Source organism: Salinispora pacifica DSM 45544, from assembly GCF_000378845.1.
Classification (GTDB): Bacteria; Actinomycetota; Actinomycetes; order Mycobacteriales; family Micromonosporaceae; genus Micromonospora; species Micromonospora pacifica.
In genome coordinates, this window is the sequence record NZ_KB905359.1 from 3,834,475 (window position 1) to 3,855,831 (window position 21,357).

A 21,357-nucleotide genomic window follows, 5' to 3' on the forward strand; every position below is an offset into this window, starting at 1 on the left:
GCTCCGGCCCCGGCGTCCGGGGTGGGTCTTCAGAGGAAGGCCCACCCCTCACCGCGGTACGTGGCGGCGGCCGCTGCGACGGTCTCCGTCTCCACCAGGAGGAGCTCGTTGACGTGCTCGGCGAGCTCGCCGGCCTTGGCGTGCCGGAACCAGACCCGGTCGCCGATCCGAAGCGTGTCGGCGGCCCGGCCGGTCAGCGGAGTCTGCACCTCACCGGCGCCCTCCGCGCCGACCAACCGGAGGCCGGCCGGGAGGACCGGGCGGGGGAGGCGACTGCGTTCGGCCGGCCCGGAGGCGATCCAGCCGCCGCCGAGCACGGTGGCGTAGCCCGGCGCAGGCCGGCGCGCCACCGCGCAGGCGAAGAAGGCGGCGGGGGTGGGGCGCCAGGCCCGGTAGGTGTCGAACAGCGTCGGCCCGTACAGTCCGGACCCCGCGGCGACCTCGGTAACCGCTGGGTCGGCGCTGGTGGCGGCCAGGCTGCCGGTGCCACCACCGTTGACGAACTCCAGCTCGGCGTGCTCGCGGACCGCCGCCACCGCCGCGCTCCGGCGGGCCAGCAACTCCCGGTACGATCCGCGCTGAACCAGTCGGATCGCCGCGCCGAGCAGCGCCCGCCCCGGCGGCGCGTCGCCCATTCCGGCGATCTGCGCCTCGTACGCCATCAGTCCGACCAGCCGGAACCCGGGTCGGGCGGCGACGGCGGCGGCGAGTGCACCGGCCGCCCGCGGATCATGTACCGGCGAGCGGCGCACCCCGAGGTGCAGCCGCCCGCCCAGCGGTCGCCAGGAGGCATCCAGGTCCAGGCAGACCCGCAGCTCGGGTCGGCGACCCGGGGCGCGAACGGCGTCCACCAGATCGAGCTGAGCGGGATCGTCGATCATCAGGGTCACCGCCGCGGCGAGCGTCGGATCACCGGCCAGTTCGGCGAGCGCGGCCCGGTCGGTCGCGGGGTACGCCACCACCACGTCGTCGGTGATCCCGCAGCGGACCAGCCAGAGCGCCTCGGCGAGGGTGAACGCCAGCACACCCGCCCAGCCGGGGGTGGCCAGGGCCCGGGAGATCAGCGTCCGGCAGCGTACGGACTTGCTGGCCAGGCGGACCGGCTTACCGCGGGCGCGCTCGGCGAGGGCGGTGGCGTTGGCGTCGAACGCCCGGAGGTCAACCACCGCGTACGGCGGGTCGAGGTGAGCGGTCGCGTGGTCGAGTCGGGCGCGCAGTTCCGCGGTGTCGGGGGCCACGTGGTGCACGCTAGCCGGACCGGGGTCGATGCCCAAGCACCTCGCCTCGGGCGGGGCTGCGGGCGGTGGACACCCCCGCCTAGGCTCGGCGAGCAGGGGAATGTCATAGCGGGATGCCATCGGGCCGGGGCTAGAGTGTTGCACCGAGACCGCCCGGCAACGGGTCGCCACGTGGAGGTACGGCCATCGAAAGCCAGCAGAACGGCGAGTCGGCCAACGGTTCGTCGCCCGCCGCCGAGTCCGGACCGACGGGCCCGTCCGGGACCGCGGCGCCGGCCAGCCAGCCCGACCACTCGGGCTATGCCGCGATCCGCTCAGTCCTGCGCATCCGTCCGTTCCGGCGGCTCTGGATCGTGCTCGGCGCCGCCTCCTTCGGTGACTGGTTCGGCCTGCTCGCCACCTCCGTCTTCGCCGCCTCCCAGGTGGAGGGGGACACCGCCAAGGGTGCGGCGTTCGGCACGGTCATCGCGATCCGGCTACTGCCGGCGCTGGTCCTCGGCCCGATCGCCGGCGTCTTCGCCGACCGGTTCGACCGCCGCTGGACGATGGTCATCTGCGACCTGCTGCGGTTCCTGCTCTTCGCCTCGATCCCGCTGGTCGCCGTCTTGGGCGCGAGTGGCGCGGTGGTGGTCGGGTGGGCCACGATCGCCACGTTCCTGATCGAGTCGATCACCCTGCTCTGGATTCCGGCCAAGGAGGCCGCGGTCCCGAACCTGATCCCGCGGGCCCGGCTCGAAGCGGCCAACCAGCTCACGCTGATCACCACGTACGGCCTTACCCCGGTCGTCGCGGCGATCGTCCTCGCCGCGCTGGACGGCGTGGTCCGGGCCGCCACCGGTGGTGCCGCTCCGGACTGGGCCGAGCCGGCCCAGCTCGCGCTCTGGTTCAACGCGCTCTCCCGGCTGGCCACCGCCGTGGTGGTCGCGTACGGCATCCGGGAGATCAGCCAGGGCCCCGCCGCCAAGCGGGACCAGACCGAGCAGAGCATGCTGCGTCAGTTCAAGGACGGCTGGCGGTTCATCGGCCAGACCCCGCTGGTCCGGGGTCTGGTGCTGGGCATCTTCGGCGCCTTCGCCGGTGGTGGCATCGTGATCGGCACGGCCCGCTTCTTCGCCAACTCGCTCGGTGCCGGTGACGCCGCCTTCTACCTACTGTTCGGGGCCATCTTCATCGGCCTGTCGATCGGCATCGGGCTCGGCCCGATGATCGTCAAGGAGATGTCCCGGCGGCGCTGGTTCGGCATGAGCATCGTGCTCGCCAGCGCCGCGGTGATGACCCTGGCCTTCGCCATCCACCTCTCCATGGCGATGGTCGGTGCGGTCCTGGTCGGCGCGGGCGCCGGCATGGCCTTCCTCGCCGGCACCACGCTGCTCGGTGGTGAGATCGCCGACGAGGTGCGGGGGCGGGTCTTCGCGGTGGTGCAGATCGGTACCCGGCTGGTGCTGATCCTGGCCATCGCGTTGAGCAGCCTGCTCGCCGGGGTTGGTGGCTCCCGCCGCTTCGAAATCGCCAACCTGGGCCTCTCGATCTCGTCCACCCGGCTGCTGCTGCTCGCCGCGGGGGTGGCGGGCGTCTTCGCTGGAATCAGCGCGTTCAGGCAGATGGACGACAAGAAGGGCGTTCCCGTCCTAGCCGACCTGTGGGGCTCGATGCGCGGGCGACCGCTGACGCCAGCCGAGCCGTTCGCCTCCGCCGGGCTGTTCGTGGTCTTCGAGGGGGGCGAGGGAGCCGGCAAGTCCACCCAGCTCGCCCTGCTCGCCGACCGACTGCGGGACCAGGGGCGGGACGTGGTGGTCACCCGCGAGCCCGGCGCCACCGGAGTCGGCGAACGAATCCGGTCCCTGCTGCTCGGCCAGCCGGGTTCCGACGTGCCCTCCCCCCGCGCCGAGGCGCTGCTCTACGCCGCCGACCGGGCCCACCACGTGGCCACCGTGGTGCGGCCGGCGCTGCGCCGGGGCGCCGTCGTGGCCAGCGACCGTTACATCGACTCATCCCTGGCCTACCAGGGTGCGGGGCGGACGCTCCCCGTTGACGAGGTCTCCTGGCTCTCCTCCTGGGCCACCGGCGGGCTCAAGCCCGACCTGGTGGTGCTCCTGGACATTGACCCGAGTGCCGGGCTGTCCCGGGTGGCTGCCCGGAGCGGGGCCCCCGACCACCTGGAGGCCGAGTCGGTCAGCTTCCACGAACGGGTCCGGTACGCGTTCCTCGACCTCGCCGCCGCCGACCCGAGGCGTTACCTGGTGCTGGACGCCGCCCGGCCAACCGACGAGATCGCCGACGAGGTGGCTCGGCGGGTCGGCGAGCTGCTCGGCGCTCAGGGCAGCGGTCCGCACCCGCCGGCGGCGAGTGGGCCGGCGGCTAACGCACCCGCGGCGGGCGGACCGAACCCGCCGGCGGGGAGCGGGCCGGACACCGCGGTCCACTCCGAGTTATCCGATCCGAAGCTGGTGACGATGGAGCGTCGGACCTGATGCCAGACGTCTTCGCCGACCTGGTCGGCCAGGACGAGGCGGTGGACGTGCTGCGGCGGGCGGCAGCGGACGCCGCCGCCGTGCTCCGTGCCGGGCCGCCCGGCCTGGCGGCGCAGACCGACTCGACTGACCCGCCGCCCACCTCTGGTGGTGACCCGGCTCCGATCTCCGGTGGTGACCCGGATCCGGCCCCTGGTGGCGATTCGGCTCCCGCCTTCGGGAGCGACCCGGCGCAGGTCGGTGCGACCGAGCCGGCGGAGCGTGAACCGGGTGCGGGGATGACGCACGCCTGGATCTTCACCGGGCCGCCCGGGTCGGGCCGGTCGGTCGCCGCACGAGCCTTCGCCGCGGCACTCCAGTGCGGGGACGGCAGCGGATGCGGCACCTGCCCCGGCTGCCACACCACGATGGCCGGTACCCACGCCGATGTCCGGCTGGTGGTACCGGAGGGGCTCTCCATCGGCGTCAACGAGATGCGTGCCCTGGTGCTTCGCGCCGCCAGCACCCCCTCCGGTGGGCGGTGGCAGGTGGTGGTCATCGAGGACGCGGACCGCCTCACCGAAGCTGCCGGCAACGCCCTGTTGAAGGCGGTGGAGGAGCCACCCCCCCGAACGGTCTTCCTGCTCTGCGCGCCGTCGATCCACCCCGACGACATCTCGGTGACCATCCGGTCGCGCTGCCGGGTCGTACCCCTGCGGCAGCCCGCACCGGCGGCGGTCGCCGAGGTGCTCGTTCGGCGGGACGGCGTCGAGCCCGACGTGGCGAGCTGGGCGGCTGCCGCGGCCCAGGGGCATGTCGGGCGGGCCCGGCGGCTGGCCCGTGACCCGCAGGCGCGTACCCGCCGGGAAGCGGTGCTCGCGGTGCCCCGTCAGCTCACCGGGGTGGGCGCGGCGATCGATGCTGCCGCCGCGTTGATCGGAGCCGCCGAGGCGGAGGCCGCGGCGTTGGTGGCGGACACCGACGCGGCCGAACGGGCCGCGTTGGAGACGGCCCTCGGCGCGGGCGGCACCGGCCGTCGGGCGGCCAGCGCGTTCCGGGGCGCCGCCGGGCAGGTCAAGGAGCTGGAGCGGCGGCAGAAGTCCCGGGCCACCCGGGCGCAGCGGGATGCCCTGGACCGGGCCCTGGTGGACCTCGCCGGCTTCTACCGGGACGCCCTCACGATGGCGCTGGGCGCCCCGGTCGAACCGGTACACACCGACACCGCCTCGGTCGCCGAGGCGGGGGCACGCAAGTGGGACGCCGACGGCGTGCTGCGTCGCCTGGAGGCGGTCCTGGCCTGCCGGGCCGCGATCGAGGCGAACGTCAAGCCCCGGATCGCCGTCGAGGCGATGATGCTCGCCCTCTGGAAGGGCTGACCAGCGCCGGTTGCCCCGCGGGCTGGGCAGTTCCGCGGCATCGACACGCTCCACTTCGGTGCGGTACGGTCCGGGTGCCAAAGTGACGCGGGGGTGACGCTGAGTTATTCCAGTGTGGGAGGACGCCGATGCCGCGGGGGGAGATCGACGAAACCTGGATCGAGGAGGCGGTGCGGCGCTACCGCCGGATCGAGTCCCTGCAGTCCGAGTTCGACCAGGCGGTGACGACGGTCGAGGTCACGGTCCGTTCGCCGGACGGGTTGGTGGAGGTGGCGGTCACCGCGGCGGGGCGGATCACCGGCGTGCGGTTCCTCGGCACACTGCAGAACCGTCGGCCCGGCGACATCGCTGGTTCCGTGCAGGCGGCGGTGGCCGCCGCGGCCGACGCCGCGCAGTGGGCGCGGGAAAAGCTACACAACGAGACCTTCGCCGCCTACCGCCCGCTCACGGGGGCGTGAATGGAGACGTTGCGCTCCCTCGCCGGTCGGCTGGAGGCGGCGAGCGACACGCTGACCGACCTCTCCTATGCTGCGCCGGCCACCGATCCGCCGGGGGTCGCCTTCGGCGGCGATGCGGTGGGACGACCCGGCGAGATCGGCCGGGCCCTGCACCGGCAGTGGACGGCCGCCACCGGTGATCGTGCCCGCGAGGCACACCTGGCCGCCCAGCGGCTGGCCGCGGTGGCAGCCGCCGTCCGGTCCGCCGCCGACAACTACGTCGAGACCGACCAGGACGCCCGTTGGCAGTTCCTGGGGGAGACGTGATGGACCCACTGGACCGACTCGCCGAGCCCGGCCTTGACCTGCTGCGTCGGGTCGACATCCTGCTCGCCACCGGTGCCCCGGAGGGGCACCGGGTCTGGCCGTTGCTGCGCCGGATGCAGGTGCTCCCCGGTGCGGCGGTGCGGAGCTTCCTGGAGCTACCCGCCGCGGCCTTCTCCGATGCGGGTCGATCGGTGCGTCAGCTGGCCCGGGGGTATGACGAGGCCTCCGCCGCGCTCACCGAACCGGTGCTCTGGTCCGGCGCCTCGGCGACCGCCTTCGGGGAGTATCGGGCCGCGCTGCTGCGCCACTTCGACGAGGGGCCGGAGAGCCTGGTGGGGCGGTTGGAGTCGACCGCCGGCTACGCCGACGCCATCGCCGAATGGATCGAGGGCAGCCGGCGTACCCTCGCCCGGACCCTGGCCGGCGCGTTGGGATCGACCGAGGCGGTGGCCGTGGTCGCCGCGACGTCGGCACCCACCGCGGCCTCGGCGCAGTTCGCGGTGTCGGTGCCACATCCCGCGGCCGAGGTCGAGGCGGCCGAGATCGCCGCGCGGGTGCTGGCGGTGCTCTCCGCCGCCTACGACGGGGTGGAGTCACTGCTGCGGCACTGGGGGCCCAACCTGGCCGAGTCCCCCTGGCGGGCGCCGGTCATCGAAACGCCCCGCTACGACACCCCGACCCACGTCGGATGGTGAGCACCCGTGCGCCGGCCGAGAGTAGTGGCCCAGAACGGGCCCGACAGCGACGTAGGGTGAGAGTATGGGCATGCTCTGCGCGGTCAGTTTCCACCGGTACGGGCGCCTGTACTACTTCGATCCGGGTGAGTTTCGGCCCCAGGTCGGCGACAGGGTACTGGTCCCCACCGACGAGGGGCCCGAGGTGGCCGAGTGCGTCTGGGCCGCCCAGTGGACCTCCGACGACACTGAGGGGTTCCCCCGTCTGGCCGGGCTGGCCCAGGCGGAGGATCTGCGCCGCGACGAACTGCTGCGCCGACGCAGAGCCGAGGCGAAGGTCGCGGCGAAACGCCTGATCCGCGAGCACGATCTGCCGATGAAGGTGGTCGCCGTGGACCACGTGTGCAGTGCGACGGAGGGCGGCGAGCGAACCACGATCTACTTCACCGCCCCGCACCGGGTGGACTTCCGGGCGCTGGTTCGGGACCTCGGCGCGACCCTGCGCTGCCGGGTTGAGCTGCGTCAGCTCTCCGCCCGTGACTCGGCCCGGGTACAGGGCGGCATCGGCTCCTGCGGGCGGGACCTGTGTTGCGCCACCTTCCTCACCGACTTCGAGCCGGTGACCATCCGGATGGCCAAGGACCAGGACCTGCCCCTCAACCCGCTGCGCATCTCCGGCGCGTGTGGTCGGCTGATGTGCTGCCTCAAGTTCGAGCATCCGCTGTACTCCGGCAGCGGTGCCTACCCGGCCTCGGGTCAGCGGGTCGAGACACCAGCGGGCACAGCGAAGGTCGTGTCCCGGCATCCACCGAGCGAGACGGTCACCGTCCGGCAGATCGCCGACGGATCGATTCGACGGTGCGCGCTCTCCGACGTCTGCGGATCGCGCCAGGCGTACGAGTCGCGCGACCGCGACTGAGCGCGGCTGCGGCTGACCGGTGACCGCGGCAACCACGGCCGCGGCGCGGCCGTGGTTCAGCGGAGGATCACCGGGGGTTCGGCCAGGCGGGGCTCCAGTGGGGTCCGCGGGACCAGCCACGACGCTTCGGCCGACTGGTCGGGGTTGACCTGCCAGTGGCGGCCCACCCGATCCACCACGATCGGGTAGATCGTCAACGTCCCGTCCGGGGCGATGCGCATGCGGACGAAACCCTTTGAGTCCTCGATCCCCTGCCCGGCGAAGAGCTCATTGCCGTTGACCCCGAAGGCGCTGGCGACCAGGAGGTACGCCGCCACCAACTGGCTGGCCACCAGCCCGCCCACCGAGCCGAAGAAGACAACCGCGGCGACCACCGACAACGGCCACGGCCAGTCGTGGAACGGCAGCGCCAGCCACACCCAGGTGCCGGCGGCCGCCAATCCCAGATGGGCCAGGCCGTGCCCCAGGCCGAGCAGCCAGTGCCGGAGTCGTCGCTGCACGGCACCGGGTGCCTCGGCGAATAGGACCGTCGCGGTCAGGGTCACCAACAGCATCGCCACCAACGGAACGCTGAACAGCCGTAGCTGGGTGCCGTTGTGGTTCGTGTAGACGCCGACCATCGACAGGATCAGCAGCGTGTACAGGGCGCCGAGCAGCGTGGCGAAGCCCGGGTTGCGCCGCGGCAGCCGCGGGAAGATACCCCAGGCGTACCGTCGGGACTGCGCCGCGTCCGGATAGCGTCCCGCCAGCTCGTAGGAGTGCGGGGCGCTCGCCCGCCGCGCCAGCGTCTCCTTCGGCGGGACCTCGATGCGCTGGGGCAACAGGTGCGTCGGATAGAGGTACGCGCCGCCGCCACCACAGGTGATCAGCTGACGGTCCGGCCCCACGTAACGGGCGTAGTGGTGGTGGTCGCCGGAGATGAGCAGGCGTACCTGGGCCCCGGTCGGCGCGACGATGGTGCGGATGAAGTAGTCGATCGAGTCGTACGCCGAGGGGTCTTTCGTGGTGGCCTTGACCCAGGTCGGCATCGGGACGGCCAGGATCACCCGGCTCTGCGGCCCCAGCCGCTCCGCCACCGAGTCGAAGTAGCTGAGCTGCGGGTCGTCCAGGTATGAGCCGGACTGGTCATCCAGGCCGAACAACCACCAGTCCGCCGGCAACTCCACCGCGAAGTACGACCGGGTCTGCGCGGTTTTCCAGCCGCCGAAGTGCCGGTCCCGGGATCGGACGAAGAGGCGCAGGAACGCGGTGAGGCCGTCGTACCAGTCGTGGTTGCCCGGGATCGCGAAGAGCGTCGGCTGTTCGGGCGGGGTGACCGGCAGCGCGGCCTGGTACGGGCCCTTGCACCGGTCCTCATACATGTCGAAGGCCGCCGACGGGTAGACCTGATCACCCCCCAGCACCAGCACCCGCGCCCGGGGCAGCCGGTGCCCGTCCACCGTCAGCTCCCGCTGGGCCAGCAGGTACGCCACCGAGTAGGTGGCGTCGAAGCCATCACCAAGGTCGGCGACGTAGTCCAGCCAGAGCCCACCGTCCGGCCCGACCTGCCGGGTCACCGTCGCGTCGAAGGTGTGCTGTAGCTCCCGCTTGTCCAGGTAGGCGCCGAACAGCAGCGCGAGCAGCGTCCGGAGACCGGTGCTGATCAGCAGGAGCGGCGCCAGCCACGGCACCGGCTTGCGTGGGGTGAAGCCCAGCTCGAGCGGGTCGGTGCTGCGGGGGCGGCGCGCCGGCTCGCCGCCGGCCGCCTCGCTGGCGTGTGGGCCACTCGGCGGTGACCCGGGCGTCGGAGCTGCCGGCCCCGGACCAGCGGCCCGGTGGCCCGGGGCCGTCTCGCCCTGGTCACCGTTGCCGGCCGACCCGTGCGAAGTGGGATGCTGGTCTGGGGGGCCAGCAGCATGGTCGTCCGTCATCTGCGCAGCGTAGTGCGGCCGGCTCGGCGGCGCTGTCCGGAGAACGTCGGTTTCGGCGATCCCGTTCGGGAAGGTGCCGCGCATGGCCGCGCGGTCCCGGTGGGGATCCCGATCGGCGGGTCCGGGCGGGTGGCGTACACTTGCTGATCGTTGCCGCCTTAGCTCAGTCGGCTAGAGCGACGCACTCGTAATGCGTAGGTCGACGGTTCGATTCCGTCAGGCGGCTCGAAGTGATGCCCTGACCAGCAGGAATGCTGGTCAGGGCATCATGTTTATCTATGTAGTTTTGAATCACCCCCCGAAACCCCCCCCAGAAACGCGCGGGCGCGACCAGGTTCGCCAGCGGGGCGATGTGTCGGCTTTGGGTCGCTGGTGGCTGTCCGTGCGGCCTACGGCAGGCCGCGGGGCCCACCGGGCGCTTCCTCGCGGCGGCCAGCTGAGCACCGCCGCGGGTGGGTCAGACGCGCACGTCGCGCATCACCCGGGCACCGAAGAACAGGCCGAGACCGGCGATGGCCAGGGCGCACACGCCGCCGTACAGCACCGCTGGCTCGGCGAACCGGCCGGCGAACAGCGCACGCTCGGCCTCCACAATGTGGGTCACCGGATTGAACCGGCTGACCGTGTAGAGCCACGACGGCGCCAGGCTCATCGGCAGCAGCACTCCGGAGAGCAGCATCAGCGGCAGGAAGCACGCCTGCTGGACGAGGTAGAACACCTGCTCCTGCTTGCGGGCGAGCACCGCGAGCGTGAACGACAGCGCGCCCAGGCCCACTCCGAACGTGGCCAGCAGCACCAGCCCGGCCAGCGCGCCGAGCGGGAACAGCTCGAAGCTGGTGGGCAGCAGCACCAGGATCAGCAGCACACCCTGTGCCGCCAGGGTCAACACCTCCTTGAGGGTGCGACCGGCCAGCAGCGCGGTGCGGTTCATCGGGGTGACCAGCATCCGCTCGAACGAACCAGAGTTGATCTCCATGAGCAGGTTCGCGCCAGCGCCGGCGGTGCCGGACAGGGCGAGCAGCACCAGGATGCCGGGCAGGAACCACTGCCACGGCGAGCCCTCGCCAATGCCCGGCGTGCTGGTCAGCAGCGGACCGAACAGGGCGAGGAACAGCAGCGGCAGGACTGCGTTGACCGCCAGCGCGATAGGGGCCCGCAGCTCGGGCACCATCTCCCGGGCGAATGCGATCCCGGTGTCCGTCACCGTCTTCATGCCTCGCCACTCTCCTGCTCGGCGGCAGTCTCGCGCAGCCGGCGACCCGTCAGATTGAGGAAGACGTCGTCGAGGGTGGGCCGGCTCAGCTCCGCGGTGAGCGCCTTGACCCCGGCGGCCTCCAGGGCACGCAGGTACTCCGGCAGCCCGGCCGCGCCGTCTCCCAACCGCAGACGTACGGTCTTGCCGTCCGCCGTCGCGCCGTGTGCGCCCGGCACCTGCTCGCCGACCGTGGCCGCGTGCCGAGCCGACTCCTCGTCGCCCGTCGTGACCGTGATGCAGTCGCCGGCTTGTTGCTCCTTAAGCCGCTCCGGCCGGTCGTCGGCGACCACCCGGCCGTTGTCGATGATCAGTACGCGTCCGGCGTACTGGTCGGCCTCTTCCAGGTAGTGGGTGGAGAAGAGGATGGCGGTGCCGTGCAACTCGTGCAGGCGCCGGATGTGCTGCCAGATGTGGGCCCGGCTCTGCGGGTCGAGGCCGGTCGAGGGCTCGTCGAGAAAGAGCAGCCTCGGCCGGTGTACCAGCGCCAGCGCGATGTCGAGGCGGCGGCGCTGACCACCGGAGAGCGAACCGACCCGCCGGCGCGCCATCGGCGCCAGGTCGAAGTCGGTCAGCAGCTCGTCGGCGCGTCGGCGGGCCGCGCGCCGGTCCATCCCGTAGAAGCGGCCCTGGTTGTAGAGCTCGTCGCGGGGTTCGTACAGATGCCCGGCGTTGTTGCCCTGTCCCAGATAACCGATGTGCCGGCGCACCAGCGCGGGTTCACGGACCACGTCGTGCCCGGCGACGACGGCGGTTCCCGAGGTCGGCGACAGCAGCGAGGTGAGCATGCGCAGGCTGGTCGACTTGCCGGCGCCGTTGGGTCCGAGGAAAGCCACCAGCTCCCCTTCGGAGACGGACAGATCGAGGCCGCGTACGGCTTCGACGACTCCTTTCTTGATCCGGAAGTTCCGGGTGAGGGCACGAGTTTGGATCATCGATTCGGCTCCCAATCGGGATTGTGCACTTGACTAAATCAGGCTAGGGGAGTTTCATACGTCTCTGTCAGGGAGCCTGACAAGGGGGAACGTGGACGACGACGGCACCTTGCTGCCCTACCTGCTCGCCGGCGCCGCCACCGTCGCCAGCCGGTGGGCGGACGAGGCGCTGCGCCCGTACGGGGTGACCACCCGACAGTTCGGGCTGCTCACCCAGCTCCAGCGCGAACCCGAGCTGTCCACCTCCGAAATCGCCCGCCAGCTCGGCGTCAGCCGGCAGTCGACGCACGAGATGATTGGCCAGCTGGAACAGGCCGGATACCTGCGCCGCACCGCCGGCGTCGACGGGCGCAGCCGCCGCATCGACCTCACTTCGAACGCGCCGCACCTCATCTCCCGGATGAGCGCCGCGGTCGGCCGCGTCGAGCGGCGGCTCACCGCCGACCTCGGCGACCACGAGCGGGAGGCGCTGCGACTGCTGCTGCGCCGGGTGCTCGCCCGCGCCACCGACGACGAGGCGTGGCTGCCTACCGGCGGCGCTCGATAGCGGTTCGAGTCACCCCGCCTACGGTGCGGCCATGACCGCCGCGACCACGCAGAACCTCACCGACAGCGAGCTGGGCCGGGTCCTGCTGACCCTGCGCGGCCTGCAATGGATCATCGGAACGAAGGGCGACCCGTACGCGCTGTTGCTGCGCGCGGTCGGCGACGACCCGCACCGGCTGGGGCAGCAGGCCCGCGACCGCGGCAAACTGTGGTGGAGCAGTGCCGAGGCATGGGTGGCTGCGGAGCACCGGCTCGCCGGCGCGCTGCTTGACGACATCCGGCTCGCGTACTCGGACTCGCGGAAGCAGCGGCACGCGCATGGGGCGACCTGATGGCTCAGCGTCCTGGTCTCGATGACAACCAACTCCGGGCGCTGGTCGCCAACCACTTCAGCCAAGAGGGTCTGCTGCCTGAACAGGTGCGCGAGCGGCTCACGGCCAATCCGGTCGCCCCGCAATAATTGATGATGCCGGCGCTCACCTGCCGGCTTCTCGAAATCAGGCGTTGGCGACAGCGATGCGCCGCGCCTGGTTGCGGCCCCCGTTTACCCCCGAAAACCCCTGCCAGCGGTTGAATAATGGCGACAACTGTTGATCACTTTGCCTGGTCGTTTGCGCAGCTCAGCGCTAGATACTGACAGTCGATGACGAAGCCATGATCACAGGGTTCGAGGAGCGTAGGTCGACGGTTCGATTCCGTCAGGCGGCTCGGGACAACGAAGGGCCTGGTCACACCGCTGACCAGGCCCTTCGCCATGTCTGGGGTCGACTGGTGGTGATCAAATACATCGTGTGATCACTATCTGAGGACGGATCTGGCCCCGGCCTGCTGTCGTCACCGGCACCGCCGGAGCGCCGCATAAGCACTGACCGTCAGCCGCCGATGACCGCAGCCTGGGCGGTGATCACTTCACTGACACAGCTTGACGGCATATACCGTTCAACGTAATCTGTTCTGCATGGCATCGATGCAGGAACCGACGTTCCTGATCCTCACCGCACTCGCGACAGGACCCAAACACGGCTACGGAATAACCCGGGAAGTCACCGAACTCTCCGAAGGAACAGTCACCCTACGAGCCGGCACCCTCTACGGAGCCCTCGACCGTCTCGTCGAACAAGAACTCGTCGCAGTCGACCGACAAGAGATCGTCGACGGGCGGCTACGCCGCTACTACCGACTCACTGACACCGGCGCCGCCCGACTCGCCGAACAATCCCGTCGACTCCGCAAACACGCCGCGGCAGCCGAAAGCCGACTACAAGCCCGACCCGACTCGATACTCGGACTCTCCAACGCGTCCGGTGCATCCGCATGACCGCCTCGGGGGAGAGCATGCCAACGCAGCAGGCATACATCGAATTGGAACGCTGGTACCGGCGACTACTGTGGGCATACCCGGTCAGCTACCGCCGGGCCCACGGCCAGGAAATCCTCACCACGCTGATGGACTCCGCCGAGCCGGGCCAACGAAGGCCCAACCGGGCCGACGTGGCGGACCTGCTACGCGGAGCATTACGGCAGTGGTTCCGACTACCAACCGGCAAGTCAGCCGTCATAGCAGCCGTACTGACGGCCATGACCCTCGGCGTAGTAGGAGCAGCCTCGGCCTCCTGGCTGGCGTGGCAGACGACTGCCAATCTCCCGTCGGAAACGGCAGCCCTGCAGACCGCAGAAACCGTCGCGGGAGCGCCACTGAATACATCAGACATAGTTCTAATGGACCACAACACACAGACCACTTGGCCAGGTGTGCGCATCCACGAGGCTTCACGCCCAGTTCCCAACTGGGAGGTCGAAGCAGCACAGACACGACTACAAGCCGACGGCTGGACGCTGGGGCCCGGCAGGACACGTTCCCTGGACCCACAAGGCTTGGACGGGGGGCCCTACCAAACATTTCAAGCGACTCGGAGCGGCCTCCTCCTCACCGTACAGGCCAGTCCGAGCTCGGCAGCGGACGTCAGTGGCACCCAGCTACAGACCGTCATCAACCCAGCCCAGCCAGAGTGGGAACTGGGAGCAGTCCTACTGGGCTGGATCGTCGGAGCGGGCACCGGCTGGATCCTCACCGGTCGGACGATGTACCAACTCCGACGCCGGTCACTACCGCGTCGTCTGGCCGCTTACGCGCTCGGCCTCACCGCACTCGGGCTCGCCGCCTTGGCCACCGCCGGCATCGGGTTGACGGCGCTGGTCTACTTTACCGTCCTCAGCACTGACACCAATATCGTAATGCCATTCTATCGATTGATTGAGATTGAACAGTTCGGCGGAGCGCTGGCTATCGGACTCGCGGTCCTCCTTCTAGCGGCCACCGGCCGCAAACGGACCACAGTGCAGCCCCCGGCAACAGCGGCCTGACGAACGGCCCGGGTTCAGCCCGCCACCCTCAGCTGGCTGAACCCGGGCCATCTCCACTGGCGATCGATGACGTGACGGACGAGGGGACGGATCCTGGTGCGGGCCAAGGCTGCTCCCACCCTCCCCGGCGCCATCCGGATCAGGCTGCCCCGCAGCGCAGCCATCCGTCCAACCGTCGCATGGCGCAGGGCTGACCGGCACGATGCGCAGCGCTGAGAGTTAGCACGTCGGCGTTACGCGCTACGCAATGCCTGCTTGGCGAACCTCACGCGAGCCTCGATCTGCGTCCACAAGGTCTCTGCGGTGGCCGTCGAGATCGGCTCGTCGTATCCGACGGTCTGGTTGGCATTGACCCAGGTGACGACCATCCAGCCGGCGTCGTAGACCTTCTGCGAGATGAACCGCTCGATGGCGGTCGCGTACTGCGTCGCATAGGTCATGTCCTGGAACGCGGGGTCAATCGCCGGCACGCGCAACTGCCTCGGTGGAACCGGTTTGATCGGCACGCCGCTCTCGCAGTCGCGGTTGAACGTCATGCACCAGGCGGACCAGACACCGAGCGTACCGAAGGCCTTGGTCATCTCCTGGACGGTCTTGGCGTCGACGGAGCTGCCGATGGCCTCCTCGATGCGGTTGTTCGCGTTGTTGCCCGGGCTCGACGCCTGCGACTTCAGCTCGACGACGCCCACCAGGTGGCCCTTGTGCATCGCCACGACGTCCCAGTTCTTCGACCGGCGGAAGTAGCCGGGGACGACGCTGTCGATCGTAACCTCGTGCTCGGGGAGCCCAGCGTCGATGAACATCTGTTGGACGAACGCTGCGATGCTCTGCATGTGCCTGGCGTCGCGGGCTTGGGCCCCGGTGTCCGACTTCCCGTCGGCGGCGAGCTTGGCGACGGCGGCGTTCTTCGCCTTCCACCAGTTCTCCAGCAACGGCTGCACATCACGGGCCATGGGTCAGAACCCTTCGGTGAGTTCGTAGCTGGAGAGGTCGATGTCGTAGGCCTTGGCCGCGGCCTCCGTGGCCGCACGAATGTCCCGCCGGCGGAACGCGTCACGGAGCATGTCGGCTATGTCACCGGGGATTGCGTCGGGTGTCGGCACGCGGATCTGCTTGAGGTACTGCGCCTGGAACCGGAGGGTTCCCCCGCGCATCCGCACGCAGTAGGCCTCGATGAACGCCTGCGCGACCCGGGAGAGCAGCAACCCTCCGAGCACCTCCATGTCCCAGGTGTCGGAGACGACGTAGTAGAGGTTGTGGTGCGGGTAGTGGCCGCCGGTCTCCAGGACGGGATGGATATTGGTCTTCATGTCCTGGATCAGCAGCTTCGGCCTGTCCGTGACCGCGGCGTTCACCTTGTCGATGGTCCGGTACCAGGAGCCCGGTGCCTTCCTGGCGACGAAGCGGTCCTTCAGGCCCGGGTGCTTGCCGAGGTACGCGGCCATCCGGGGGTAGTCGGCGAGGTCGACCAGCCGGCCGTCGGCGTCCCACGGGTTCACCAGGTAGTTGCCCTGCCACGCGAACGAGCCGGTCATCAGGTCCTGTCGCATCGAGAGCGGAAGCATCCGATCCGGTTCGACGGCGTCGTGATTCTTGGTGACGTACGCCTTGTCCGCGCCGGTCGCGATCCCGATAGACACTCTGGTGCCGGTAGCCAGGTCATGGAGCGGGCCGAAGCGGTCGTTGAGTAGCTTGATCAGGGCGAGTCTGGCCGGGGATCCGGTCGGCCAGAAAGATCCGTTGTTGAACCAGTGCGGCAGTCGGTGCGCCTTGACACCGACGTCGAGAAAGTCGTGGAACGAGCTGTCCGAGGTGGCCTTCGCGAGTGCGAACGCCTGCGCCGCTCCGAAATCCGCGGTCGTGTCCGCGACGACCGCAGGGCCCTGTGGCCTGTTCGCGAGGACGGTGATCGCCGGGTAGGCGGACACCTGGGCCTCGAACGCATCGACGTCGTGCATCGTCCAGATGTGCTCGACCGAGTAGTGCGTCGCGACGAGCTCACGTAGCGCAGCGCCGTACTGGTTGCGCATCCACCTGTCGGCGCAGATGAAGCCGAGGCGGCCCGCCGGCTTGAGCATGGCGAGGCAGCGTTCGATGAAGCCGATGTAGATGTCGCCACGGCCGCGCATCGTTGACCAGGTCCGACGGTACGCGGCGGCGGTCACGTCGTCGAGGTCGTCGTAGCGGATGTAGGGCGGGTTGCCGATCGCGACATCGGCCTCGCGGTCCCCCATATCGTCGAGCAGGAAGTCAGCGTGCCGGACCCAGGTCGCGGCCAGCGACGTCGCGGTCGGCTCTGCTGCGCCCGCGGCAACGAGGAGATCCCGGCACAGAGCCCGCGACGTACGAACGTGCTCGGGCTGGAGGTCGTAGGCACGGATCGCGTCAGCCAGCGTCGTGAGGTCTCGCCCGAGGGAGCTCGCGGAGGTGATCAGACGCTCGACGGCGGGCCCGAGAAATGCCCCCGAGCCACAGGAGGGTTCGATGAGGTAGGCGCCGCCGAGGTCGCGATCAGCCGTGTAGCCCGTGAGGTCGAGCAGCACGTCGACGACCCATCGCCTGGTGAACACCTCGCCGTAACTCACTGGGGAGACCGCGTCGCGCTCCAGAAACACCTGCTCGACTGCGCTCACTGTCACCCTCTGCTCGCCCGATTCATCACTTCAGCTCGTAAACGAGCGATGGTCTCAGGTTACCCAGAGGGGCTGACATCGAAGGGGAGGGCCATAGGTGTCGGAGGTCGCCGTGTCCCGCCGGTTGATCCGCACGGCTCGCGGTGGCCATCTGTCTGGCCCCCGCCGCCCGATTCGGCTACCTCCTGATGCCGTTGACCATCGGCGCGTTATTCCGTCTGCATCACGGCCCGGCGAGTGTGCGCGGCAGCTCTTTGTGCGGGGAGCATCAACGATTGCGCGAATTGAGGGATTTACTCGGTATTGTGGCTGTATGAGGCCGATGCCGGTCTGGCGTGCGGTGGCTGCTACCGCCGGCCTGGTAGCCGAGGAAGGCTCGTCTGCGCAGCTCAACGTCAAATTCTGACAGCCGATGACAGGGCCAAGGTACTGCAGGAGGCGCGGTGCGGGCGCGAAGCGTCCGTCGCTTAATTGGCCGCGCGGCGGCTGCGGGCGTAGTGCCGGGCTGCCTTGGCCCGGTTCCCGCAGCCTGCCATCGAGCACCAGCGGCGATTGCCTTTCGGGCTGGTGTCCAGGAAGTGCAGGACACAGTCCGGGTGAGCGCAGCGTCGCAGCCGATCGGGGCGTTCGGTCAGAAGAGTGTGGTAGTTGTCCGCCGCGTGCCAGGCCGCCAGATGAACCGGGTCCTCGACCCACACCGCGGTTGTCGGACCGTCCTGCCCGACGCTACGTGTGACGTATCCCCAGGCGAGTACGGAGTTCAGGGTGGCGAGCGCTGTCGGGGAGGCCGGGTCGGTGATGTGTGCCCGTATCGCCTCGCGCGCGACGAGCAGGGCTTGGCGGGCCGGCTCGGTGGCCGGCCAGTGCGAGTGGTCATTGCTGGCGAGCCATAGTCGCGTTCCCGCAAGATCGCCGAGCAGGTCATGGGGGCCTTCGGCGTCCACCCAGGTCGTGTTGAGCAGGTCCAGACCGAGCGGCTCGCCGGTGAGCGGGCGTGGATCGCGCGGCGGGCCGGTGGCACTCATGCGCGCCACTCTAACCGATGGAGGTGGGTTGACAGGTCAAATACTAACCCCTACGTTACCGTTCACAGGTTAGAAGCGCTGCGGTTCTCGGCGCGCCGTTACGGAGGTGTCCCATGACCACGACCCCCACACCGACCACCCTGAAGACCGGGCACGTCGGGCTCAACGTCACTGACCTCGCCCGCTCGATCGACTTCTACCGAGCCGCGCTTGGGCTCGACCTGCAGGCCCAGGGCGCGGAGGAGGGGCGGCGCTGGGCGTTCCTCGGCCGGGACGGACACCCGCTCGTGACGCTCTGGCAGCAGTCAGACGGCCGCTTCCCCACCGAACGTCCCGGGCTGCACCATCTGTCCTTCCAGGTGGAGACGATCGCCGAGGTGCAGACCGTCCAAGCGACCCTGCGGGCGCTCGGTGTCGAGTTCGCGTACGACGGTGTCGTTCCCCACGGCGAGGGAGTGACCTCCGGCGGAGTGTTCTTCACCGACCCCGACGGCATCCGGCTTGAGGTGTACGCACCGACCGGGGTCGATGTGGTCGCCGTCCCGGTCAGCGGCGCCCCCACCTGCGGTTTTTTCTAAGCCGACCCCGCGTGCCGGGTCCGCTGCTCCGGGCCCGGCACCACCGCCCTGCCAAGCGACAGCGCCACAGAGAGGCTGCGATGGTCCACTACCACCCCGGGGAACTCGCCGCGCAGCGGCGGGCCGGAGTCGTCGAACAGGCGGAGCATTCCCGCCTTGGGATCGGCACGACGCTCCCGCCGCCGGCCGTGCAGTTCCTGGCCGAACAACCCATGATCGTCGTCGGTGCGGCGGACGACGGCGGGCGCATGTGGGCAAGCCTGCTCACCGGGCCGCCCGGTTTCATCAGCGCCTCCGACGAGCGGACCATCGACATCGGCGCCCGACCGATGCCTGGCGATCCGCTCGCCCCAGTGCTCGCCCACCCGACGGAGGTCGGCTCGATCGCTATTGAGCCCGGCACGCGGCGTCGGATGCGGCTCAACGGGATCAGCCACCCGATGCCCGGTGGGCTCCGGGTCCGGGCCGAGCAGGTCTATGCCAACTGCCCCAAATACATCCAGCAGCGGACCCCGCAGCGCGCCACCCACACCCGACCACCCACGCCACCCGTCATCAGCAAGACGCTCACGCCGACCCAGCAGGAGACCGTCCGGCGGGCCGACACCTTCTTCGTGGCCACCCGATCCGCGACGGGCGCGTGCGATGCCTCGCACCGAGGCGGCAACCCCGGCTTCACGCACGTGCTCTCACCCGACCGGTTGCGTTGGCCGGACTACGGCGGCAACGCGATGTTGATGACGCTGGGCAATCTCCAGCAGGACCCGACCGCCGGCGTGCTGCTGGTCGACTGGTCCTCCGCCACGACGTTGCACCTCACCGGCACCGCCGAGGTCGACTGGGATCCGGCTATCCCGATGCCCGGTGCACAGCGGACGGTCGACTTCCACGTGGAACGTGTTGTCCAGATCGACAACAACAGCCCCTTCACCTGGAGCGCGCCGAAATACTCACGCTTCAACCCCACCCTCGACCCGCAGGCGGACAAGCCATGACCGTGATCGTCGACCTCAACCTGTGCCAAAACCACGGACAGTGCGTGTACGCCGCACCCGAGGTGTTCGCCTTCGACGAGGAGGAAACCCTGACGTACCAGCCGGAGCCTCCGGAGTCGCAACACGACAGGGTGCGCGCCGCCGTCGCCGCCTGCCCTGTCCGCGCCATCCTGGTGAGCGAGCCATGAGCCCACTGCGCCGGGTGGTGGTGGTCGGTGCCTCGCTCGCCGGGCTACGCGCCGCCGAGGCGCTGCGTCGATACGGCTACGCGGGTGAACTCGTGCTGGTCGGCGACGAGCCACACATGCCGTACGACCGGCCGCCGCTCACCAAGCAGTTCCTCAACGATGGGTGGCGACCCGAGCAGATCGCGCTGCCCATCCCACCGGGGCTCGACATCACGTGGCGGCTGGGAGTGCCCGCCAGCGGACTCGACGTGGCCGACCGCGCGGTGCGGCTCGCTGACGGTGCGCGGCTCCACTACGACGGGGTGGTCCTCGCCACCGGCGCTCGCGCTCGGCCCTGGCCCGGCCACCCGGTACCCGCCGGCGTGCGCACCATCCGAGGGCTCGACGACGCGGCGGCGGTGGCCGAGGCGCTGTCCCGCACCCGTCGACTACTCATCGTCGGCGCCGGCTTTCTCGGCGGCGAGGTGGCCGCGGCGGCCAGAGCCCTCGGTGTCGCGGTGACACTCGTCGAGCACCGGGAATTTCCGCTGCTCGCGCAAACCGGCCCGCACGTCGGGCGGTTCGTGGCCGCCCTGCACCGGGCCAACGGCGTCGACCTACACCTCGGCTCGAGGGTGCAAGGTTTCACCAGCAACGGCCGGGGTGAGCTGACCGGAGCCGAGCTGACCGACGGAACCCAGGTCGAGGCGGGCCTGGCAGTCCTCGCGCTCGGCGCTACGCCGAACATCGACTGGCTCGCCGGGTCCGGCCTGGTCACCGACAGGGGGCTGGTCTGCGACGAGCACTGCCGGCCGCTCCGGGATGACCGATTGCCCGCGCCGGATGCGGTTGCCGCTGGCGATTTGACCCAGTGGCCGCATCCGCTGGCGGGAAATGAGCTGATCTCACCCGGCCACTGGAGCAACAGCGTCGAGCAGGCCACCGCCGCAGCGCAGACTCTGCTGAAGCCCGACACAGCCCCCGCTTACCGGCCCGTGCCGTCGTTCTGGTCAGACTTGTACGGGGTGCGAATCCGCTCGGTCGGGCTGCCGCACCTTGCCGACGCCAGCGAGGTGGTCGACCACGACCCCGCCGCACACCGCCTCATCGTCGCCTACCACCGGAACGGGCCACTCGTCGGCGCGCTCACCGCTAACCGCACCAGCCAGCTCGTTCCCTACCGTGCGGAAATCCAGCGCCACCTCGACAGTCGACGTACCCGCACGCGGTCGGTTCAGGACTGAGTGGTGCGTCGTTCCTCGGCTCCAGCGCTCGCGTGACGCTCTGGGACCCCCGGCCCAGGTGATCGGTGCGGAAGCGGTTGCGAGGATCGCAGCATCGACACCCGCGTTCCTCGATCCGATTTCGCCGGAGTTGCACACTCTCATCTGCCGCTGGCGGCCGGGTTCCAGGGCTGACGCGGTATGTCTGCCAGGCGTAGCGCGGCGGGGCGGCGCAGTGGGGCACGCGCCTCCCGCAGCCATCGCGCCGAACGCATCACCGTCGGGTTTTGATCGGTGGCAGCGGTGTC

Annotated in this window: 22 protein-coding genes, 1 tRNA gene and 1 pseudogene; 17 read left to right on the forward strand and 7 right to left on the reverse strand. The window is 70.1% G+C overall.

Annotation, left to right across the window (positions count from 1 at the left end; genetic code table 11):
- Positions 1–29: 29 nt before the first annotated feature.
- Positions 30–1,247 carry an amino acid deaminase/aldolase gene (locus tag SALPAC3_RS0117475; RefSeq protein ID WP_018222497.1) on the reverse strand — a complete coding sequence of 406 codons (1,218 nt, stop codon included), beginning with the start codon at positions 1,245–1,247 and terminating at the stop codon, positions 30–32.
- A gap of 317 nt (positions 1,248–1,564) precedes the next feature.
- On the opposite strand from SALPAC3_RS0117475, the gene tmk reads away from it, so the two are divergent.
- The 6 genes from tmk to SALPAC3_RS0117505 all read left to right on the forward strand — a co-directional run bounded on the left by tmk (position 1,565) and on the right by SALPAC3_RS0117505 (position 7,421).
- A complete protein-coding gene (tmk, locus tag SALPAC3_RS0117480; RefSeq protein WP_269744936.1) occupies positions 1,565–3,709 on the forward strand; it encodes a dTMP kinase in 2,145 nt (714 codons plus the stop codon).
- Positions 3,709–5,064: a DNA polymerase III subunit delta' gene (locus SALPAC3_RS0117485; RefSeq protein WP_018222499.1), complete on the forward strand. Its 1,356-nt coding sequence runs from the start codon at positions 3,709–3,711 to the stop codon at positions 5,062–5,064. The genes tmk and SALPAC3_RS0117485 overlap by 1 nt, the downstream gene beginning before the upstream one ends.
- A gap of 128 nt (positions 5,065–5,192) precedes the next feature.
- Positions 5,193–5,522 (forward strand): YbaB/EbfC family nucleoid-associated protein, encoded by a 330-nt coding sequence (locus tag SALPAC3_RS0117490; protein ID WP_018222500.1) that lies wholly within the window; start codon positions 5,193–5,195, stop codon positions 5,520–5,522.
- A complete protein-coding gene (locus SALPAC3_RS0117495) occupies positions 5,523–5,828 on the forward strand; it encodes a hypothetical protein (RefSeq protein WP_018222501.1) in 306 nt (101 codons plus the stop codon).
- Positions 5,828–6,523 carry a hypothetical protein gene (locus tag SALPAC3_RS0117500; RefSeq protein ID WP_018222502.1) on the forward strand — a complete coding sequence of 232 codons (696 nt, stop codon included), beginning with the start codon at positions 5,828–5,830 and terminating at the stop codon, positions 6,521–6,523. Before SALPAC3_RS0117495 ends, SALPAC3_RS0117500 begins: the two co-directional genes overlap by 1 nt.
- 64 nt (positions 6,524–6,587) lie before the next feature.
- Positions 6,588–7,421, forward strand: a complete 834-nt coding sequence (locus SALPAC3_RS0117505; RefSeq protein ID WP_018222503.1) for a PSP1 domain-containing protein — start codon at positions 6,588–6,590, stop codon at positions 7,419–7,421.
- 56 nt (positions 7,422–7,477) lie between these two features.
- Here the strand turns inward: SALPAC3_RS0117505 and SALPAC3_RS0117510 are convergent, their stop codons facing one another.
- Positions 7,478–9,331, reverse strand: a complete 1,854-nt coding sequence (locus tag SALPAC3_RS0117510; protein ID WP_026185669.1) for a metallophosphoesterase family protein — start codon at positions 9,329–9,331, stop codon at positions 7,478–7,480.
- Between the two features lie 152 nt (positions 9,332–9,483).
- On the opposite strand from SALPAC3_RS0117510, the gene SALPAC3_RS0117515 reads away from it, so the two are divergent.
- A tRNA-Thr gene (locus SALPAC3_RS0117515) sits at positions 9,484–9,557 on the forward strand.
- Between the two features lie 231 nt (positions 9,558–9,788).
- Here the strand turns inward: SALPAC3_RS0117515 and SALPAC3_RS0117520 are convergent.
- Together SALPAC3_RS0117520 and SALPAC3_RS0117525 are read right to left on the reverse strand one after the other, a co-directional pair.
- The gene (locus SALPAC3_RS0117520; protein WP_018222505.1) at positions 9,789–10,544 is read right to left on the reverse strand and encodes an ABC transporter permease; all 756 of its coding nucleotides are present in this window, start codon (positions 10,542–10,544) and stop codon (positions 9,789–9,791) included.
- A complete protein-coding gene (locus tag SALPAC3_RS0117525; protein WP_018222506.1) occupies positions 10,541–11,518 on the reverse strand; it encodes an ATP-binding cassette domain-containing protein in 978 nt (325 codons plus the stop codon). The genes SALPAC3_RS0117520 and SALPAC3_RS0117525 overlap by 4 nt, the downstream gene beginning before the upstream one ends.
- 91 nt (positions 11,519–11,609) lie before the next feature.
- Here SALPAC3_RS0117525 and SALPAC3_RS0117530 point away from each other — a divergent pair, with 91 nt between their 5' ends.
- The 5 genes from SALPAC3_RS0117530 to SALPAC3_RS28415 all read left to right on the forward strand — a co-directional run bounded on the left by SALPAC3_RS0117530 (position 11,610) and on the right by SALPAC3_RS28415 (position 14,428).
- On the forward strand, positions 11,610–12,065 hold the full coding sequence (locus SALPAC3_RS0117530; RefSeq protein WP_018222507.1) for a MarR family transcriptional regulator: 456 nt from the start codon (positions 11,610–11,612) through the stop codon (positions 12,063–12,065).
- Positions 12,066–12,096: 31 nt separating this feature from the next.
- On the forward strand, positions 12,097–12,396 hold the full coding sequence (locus SALPAC3_RS26010; protein ID WP_018222508.1) for a hypothetical protein: 300 nt from the start codon (positions 12,097–12,099) through the stop codon (positions 12,394–12,396).
- Positions 12,396–12,524 carry a hypothetical protein gene (locus tag SALPAC3_RS29095; RefSeq protein ID WP_018222509.1) on the forward strand — a complete coding sequence of 43 codons (129 nt, stop codon included), beginning with the start codon at positions 12,396–12,398 and terminating at the stop codon, positions 12,522–12,524. Before SALPAC3_RS26010 ends, SALPAC3_RS29095 begins: the two co-directional genes overlap by 1 nt.
- 507 nt (positions 12,525–13,031) lie before the next feature.
- On the forward strand, positions 13,032–13,382 hold the full coding sequence (locus SALPAC3_RS0117540; RefSeq protein WP_026185670.1) for a PadR family transcriptional regulator: 351 nt from the start codon (positions 13,032–13,034) through the stop codon (positions 13,380–13,382).
- Complete coding sequence (locus SALPAC3_RS28415; RefSeq protein WP_026185671.1) at positions 13,379–14,428, forward strand: hypothetical protein; 1,050 nt, start codon at positions 13,379–13,381, stop codon at positions 14,426–14,428. The genes SALPAC3_RS0117540 and SALPAC3_RS28415 overlap by 4 nt, the downstream gene beginning before the upstream one ends.
- Before the next feature lie 233 nt (positions 14,429–14,661).
- On the opposite strand, the gene SALPAC3_RS0117555 is transcribed toward SALPAC3_RS28415, so the two are convergent.
- Together SALPAC3_RS0117555 and SALPAC3_RS0117560 are read right to left on the reverse strand one after the other, a co-directional pair.
- Positions 14,662–15,381, reverse strand: coding sequence for a PaeR7I family type II restriction endonuclease (locus SALPAC3_RS0117555; protein WP_018222513.1), 720 nt, complete (start codon positions 15,379–15,381; stop codon positions 14,662–14,664).
- Positions 15,382–15,384: 3 nt separating this feature from the next.
- The gene (locus SALPAC3_RS0117560) at positions 15,385–17,061 is read right to left on the reverse strand and encodes an HsdM family class I SAM-dependent methyltransferase (RefSeq protein ID WP_018222514.1); all 1,677 of its coding nucleotides are present in this window, start codon (positions 17,059–17,061) and stop codon (positions 15,385–15,387) included.
- A 137-nt stretch (positions 17,062–17,198) separates the two neighbouring features.
- On the opposite strand from SALPAC3_RS0117560, the pseudogene SALPAC3_RS28830 reads away from it, so the two are divergent.
- A pseudogene (locus SALPAC3_RS28830) lies at positions 17,199–17,378 on the forward strand (hypothetical protein); the annotation flags it as partial.
- A 150-nt stretch (positions 17,379–17,528) separates the two neighbouring features.
- Here SALPAC3_RS28830 and SALPAC3_RS0117565 read toward each other — a convergent pair.
- The gene (locus tag SALPAC3_RS0117565; protein ID WP_018222515.1) at positions 17,529–18,086 is read right to left on the reverse strand and encodes a CGNR zinc finger domain-containing protein; all 558 of its coding nucleotides are present in this window, start codon (positions 18,084–18,086) and stop codon (positions 17,529–17,531) included.
- Between the two features lie 113 nt (positions 18,087–18,199).
- On the opposite strand from SALPAC3_RS0117565, the gene SALPAC3_RS0117570 reads away from it, so the two are divergent.
- The 4 genes from SALPAC3_RS0117570 (at position 18,200) to SALPAC3_RS0117585 (ending at position 21,070) form a co-directional block, all read left to right on the forward strand.
- Complete coding sequence (locus SALPAC3_RS0117570; protein ID WP_018222516.1) at positions 18,200–18,664, forward strand: VOC family protein; 465 nt, start codon at positions 18,200–18,202, stop codon at positions 18,662–18,664.
- Between the two features lie 80 nt (positions 18,665–18,744).
- The gene (locus SALPAC3_RS0117575; protein WP_018222517.1) at positions 18,745–19,659 is read left to right on the forward strand and encodes a pyridoxamine 5'-phosphate oxidase family protein; all 915 of its coding nucleotides are present in this window, start codon (positions 18,745–18,747) and stop codon (positions 19,657–19,659) included.
- Entirely contained in the window at positions 19,656–19,847 is a 192-nt protein-coding gene (locus SALPAC3_RS0117580) for a ferredoxin (RefSeq protein WP_018222518.1), read from the forward strand. Before SALPAC3_RS0117575 ends, SALPAC3_RS0117580 begins: the two co-directional genes overlap by 4 nt.
- A complete protein-coding gene (locus SALPAC3_RS0117585) occupies positions 19,844–21,070 on the forward strand; it encodes an NAD(P)/FAD-dependent oxidoreductase (RefSeq protein WP_018222519.1) in 1,227 nt (408 codons plus the stop codon). Before SALPAC3_RS0117580 ends, SALPAC3_RS0117585 begins: the two co-directional genes overlap by 4 nt.
- Positions 21,071–21,357: the final 287 nt, after the last annotated feature.

Excerpts from the sequence above, each read along its gene's own strand:
- SALPAC3_RS0117485 (WP_018222499.1), top strand. The coding sequence starts at position 3,709 with ATGCCAGACGTCTTCGCCGACCTGGTCGGCCAGGACGAGGCGGTGGAC.
- SALPAC3_RS0117490 (WP_018222500.1), top strand. The coding sequence starts at position 5,193 with ATGCCGCGGGGGGAGATCGACGAAACCTGGATCGAGGAGGCGGTGCGG.
- SALPAC3_RS0117495 (WP_018222501.1), top strand. The coding sequence starts at position 5,523 with ATGGAGACGTTGCGCTCCCTCGCCGGTCGGCTGGAGGCGGCGAGCGAC.
- SALPAC3_RS0117500 (WP_018222502.1), top strand. The coding sequence starts at position 5,828 with ATGGACCCACTGGACCGACTCGCCGAGCCCGGCCTTGACCTGCTGCGT.
- SALPAC3_RS0117505 (WP_018222503.1), top strand. The coding sequence starts at position 6,588 with ATGGGCATGCTCTGCGCGGTCAGTTTCCACCGGTACGGGCGCCTGTAC.
- SALPAC3_RS0117510 (WP_026185669.1), bottom strand. The coding sequence starts at position 9,331 with ATGACGGACGACCATGCTGCTGGCCCCCCAGACCAGCATCCCACTTCG.
- SALPAC3_RS0117520 (WP_018222505.1), bottom strand. The coding sequence starts at position 10,544 with ATGAAGACGGTGACGGACACCGGGATCGCATTCGCCCGGGAGATGGTG.
- SALPAC3_RS0117525 (WP_018222506.1), bottom strand. The coding sequence starts at position 11,518 with ATGATCCAAACTCGTGCCCTCACCCGGAACTTCCGGATCAAGAAAGGA.
- SALPAC3_RS26010 (WP_018222508.1), top strand. The coding sequence starts at position 12,097 with ATGACCGCCGCGACCACGCAGAACCTCACCGACAGCGAGCTGGGCCGG.
- SALPAC3_RS29095 (WP_018222509.1), top strand. The coding sequence starts at position 12,396 with ATGGCTCAGCGTCCTGGTCTCGATGACAACCAACTCCGGGCGCTGGTC.
- SALPAC3_RS0117540 (WP_026185670.1), top strand. The coding sequence starts at position 13,032 with ATGCAGGAACCGACGTTCCTGATCCTCACCGCACTCGCGACAGGACCC.
- SALPAC3_RS28415 (WP_026185671.1), top strand. The coding sequence starts at position 13,379 with ATGACCGCCTCGGGGGAGAGCATGCCAACGCAGCAGGCATACATCGAA.
- SALPAC3_RS0117555 (WP_018222513.1), bottom strand. The coding sequence starts at position 15,381 with ATGGCCCGTGATGTGCAGCCGTTGCTGGAGAACTGGTGGAAGGCGAAG.
- SALPAC3_RS0117565 (WP_018222515.1), bottom strand. The coding sequence starts at position 18,086 with ATGAGTGCCACCGGCCCGCCGCGCGATCCACGCCCGCTCACCGGCGAG.
- SALPAC3_RS0117570 (WP_018222516.1), top strand. The coding sequence starts at position 18,200 with ATGACCACGACCCCCACACCGACCACCCTGAAGACCGGGCACGTCGGG.
- SALPAC3_RS0117575 (WP_018222517.1), top strand. The coding sequence starts at position 18,745 with ATGGTCCACTACCACCCCGGGGAACTCGCCGCGCAGCGGCGGGCCGGA.
- SALPAC3_RS0117580 (WP_018222518.1), top strand. The coding sequence starts at position 19,656 with ATGACCGTGATCGTCGACCTCAACCTGTGCCAAAACCACGGACAGTGC.
- SALPAC3_RS0117585 (WP_018222519.1), top strand. The coding sequence starts at position 19,844 with ATGAGCCCACTGCGCCGGGTGGTGGTGGTCGGTGCCTCGCTCGCCGGG.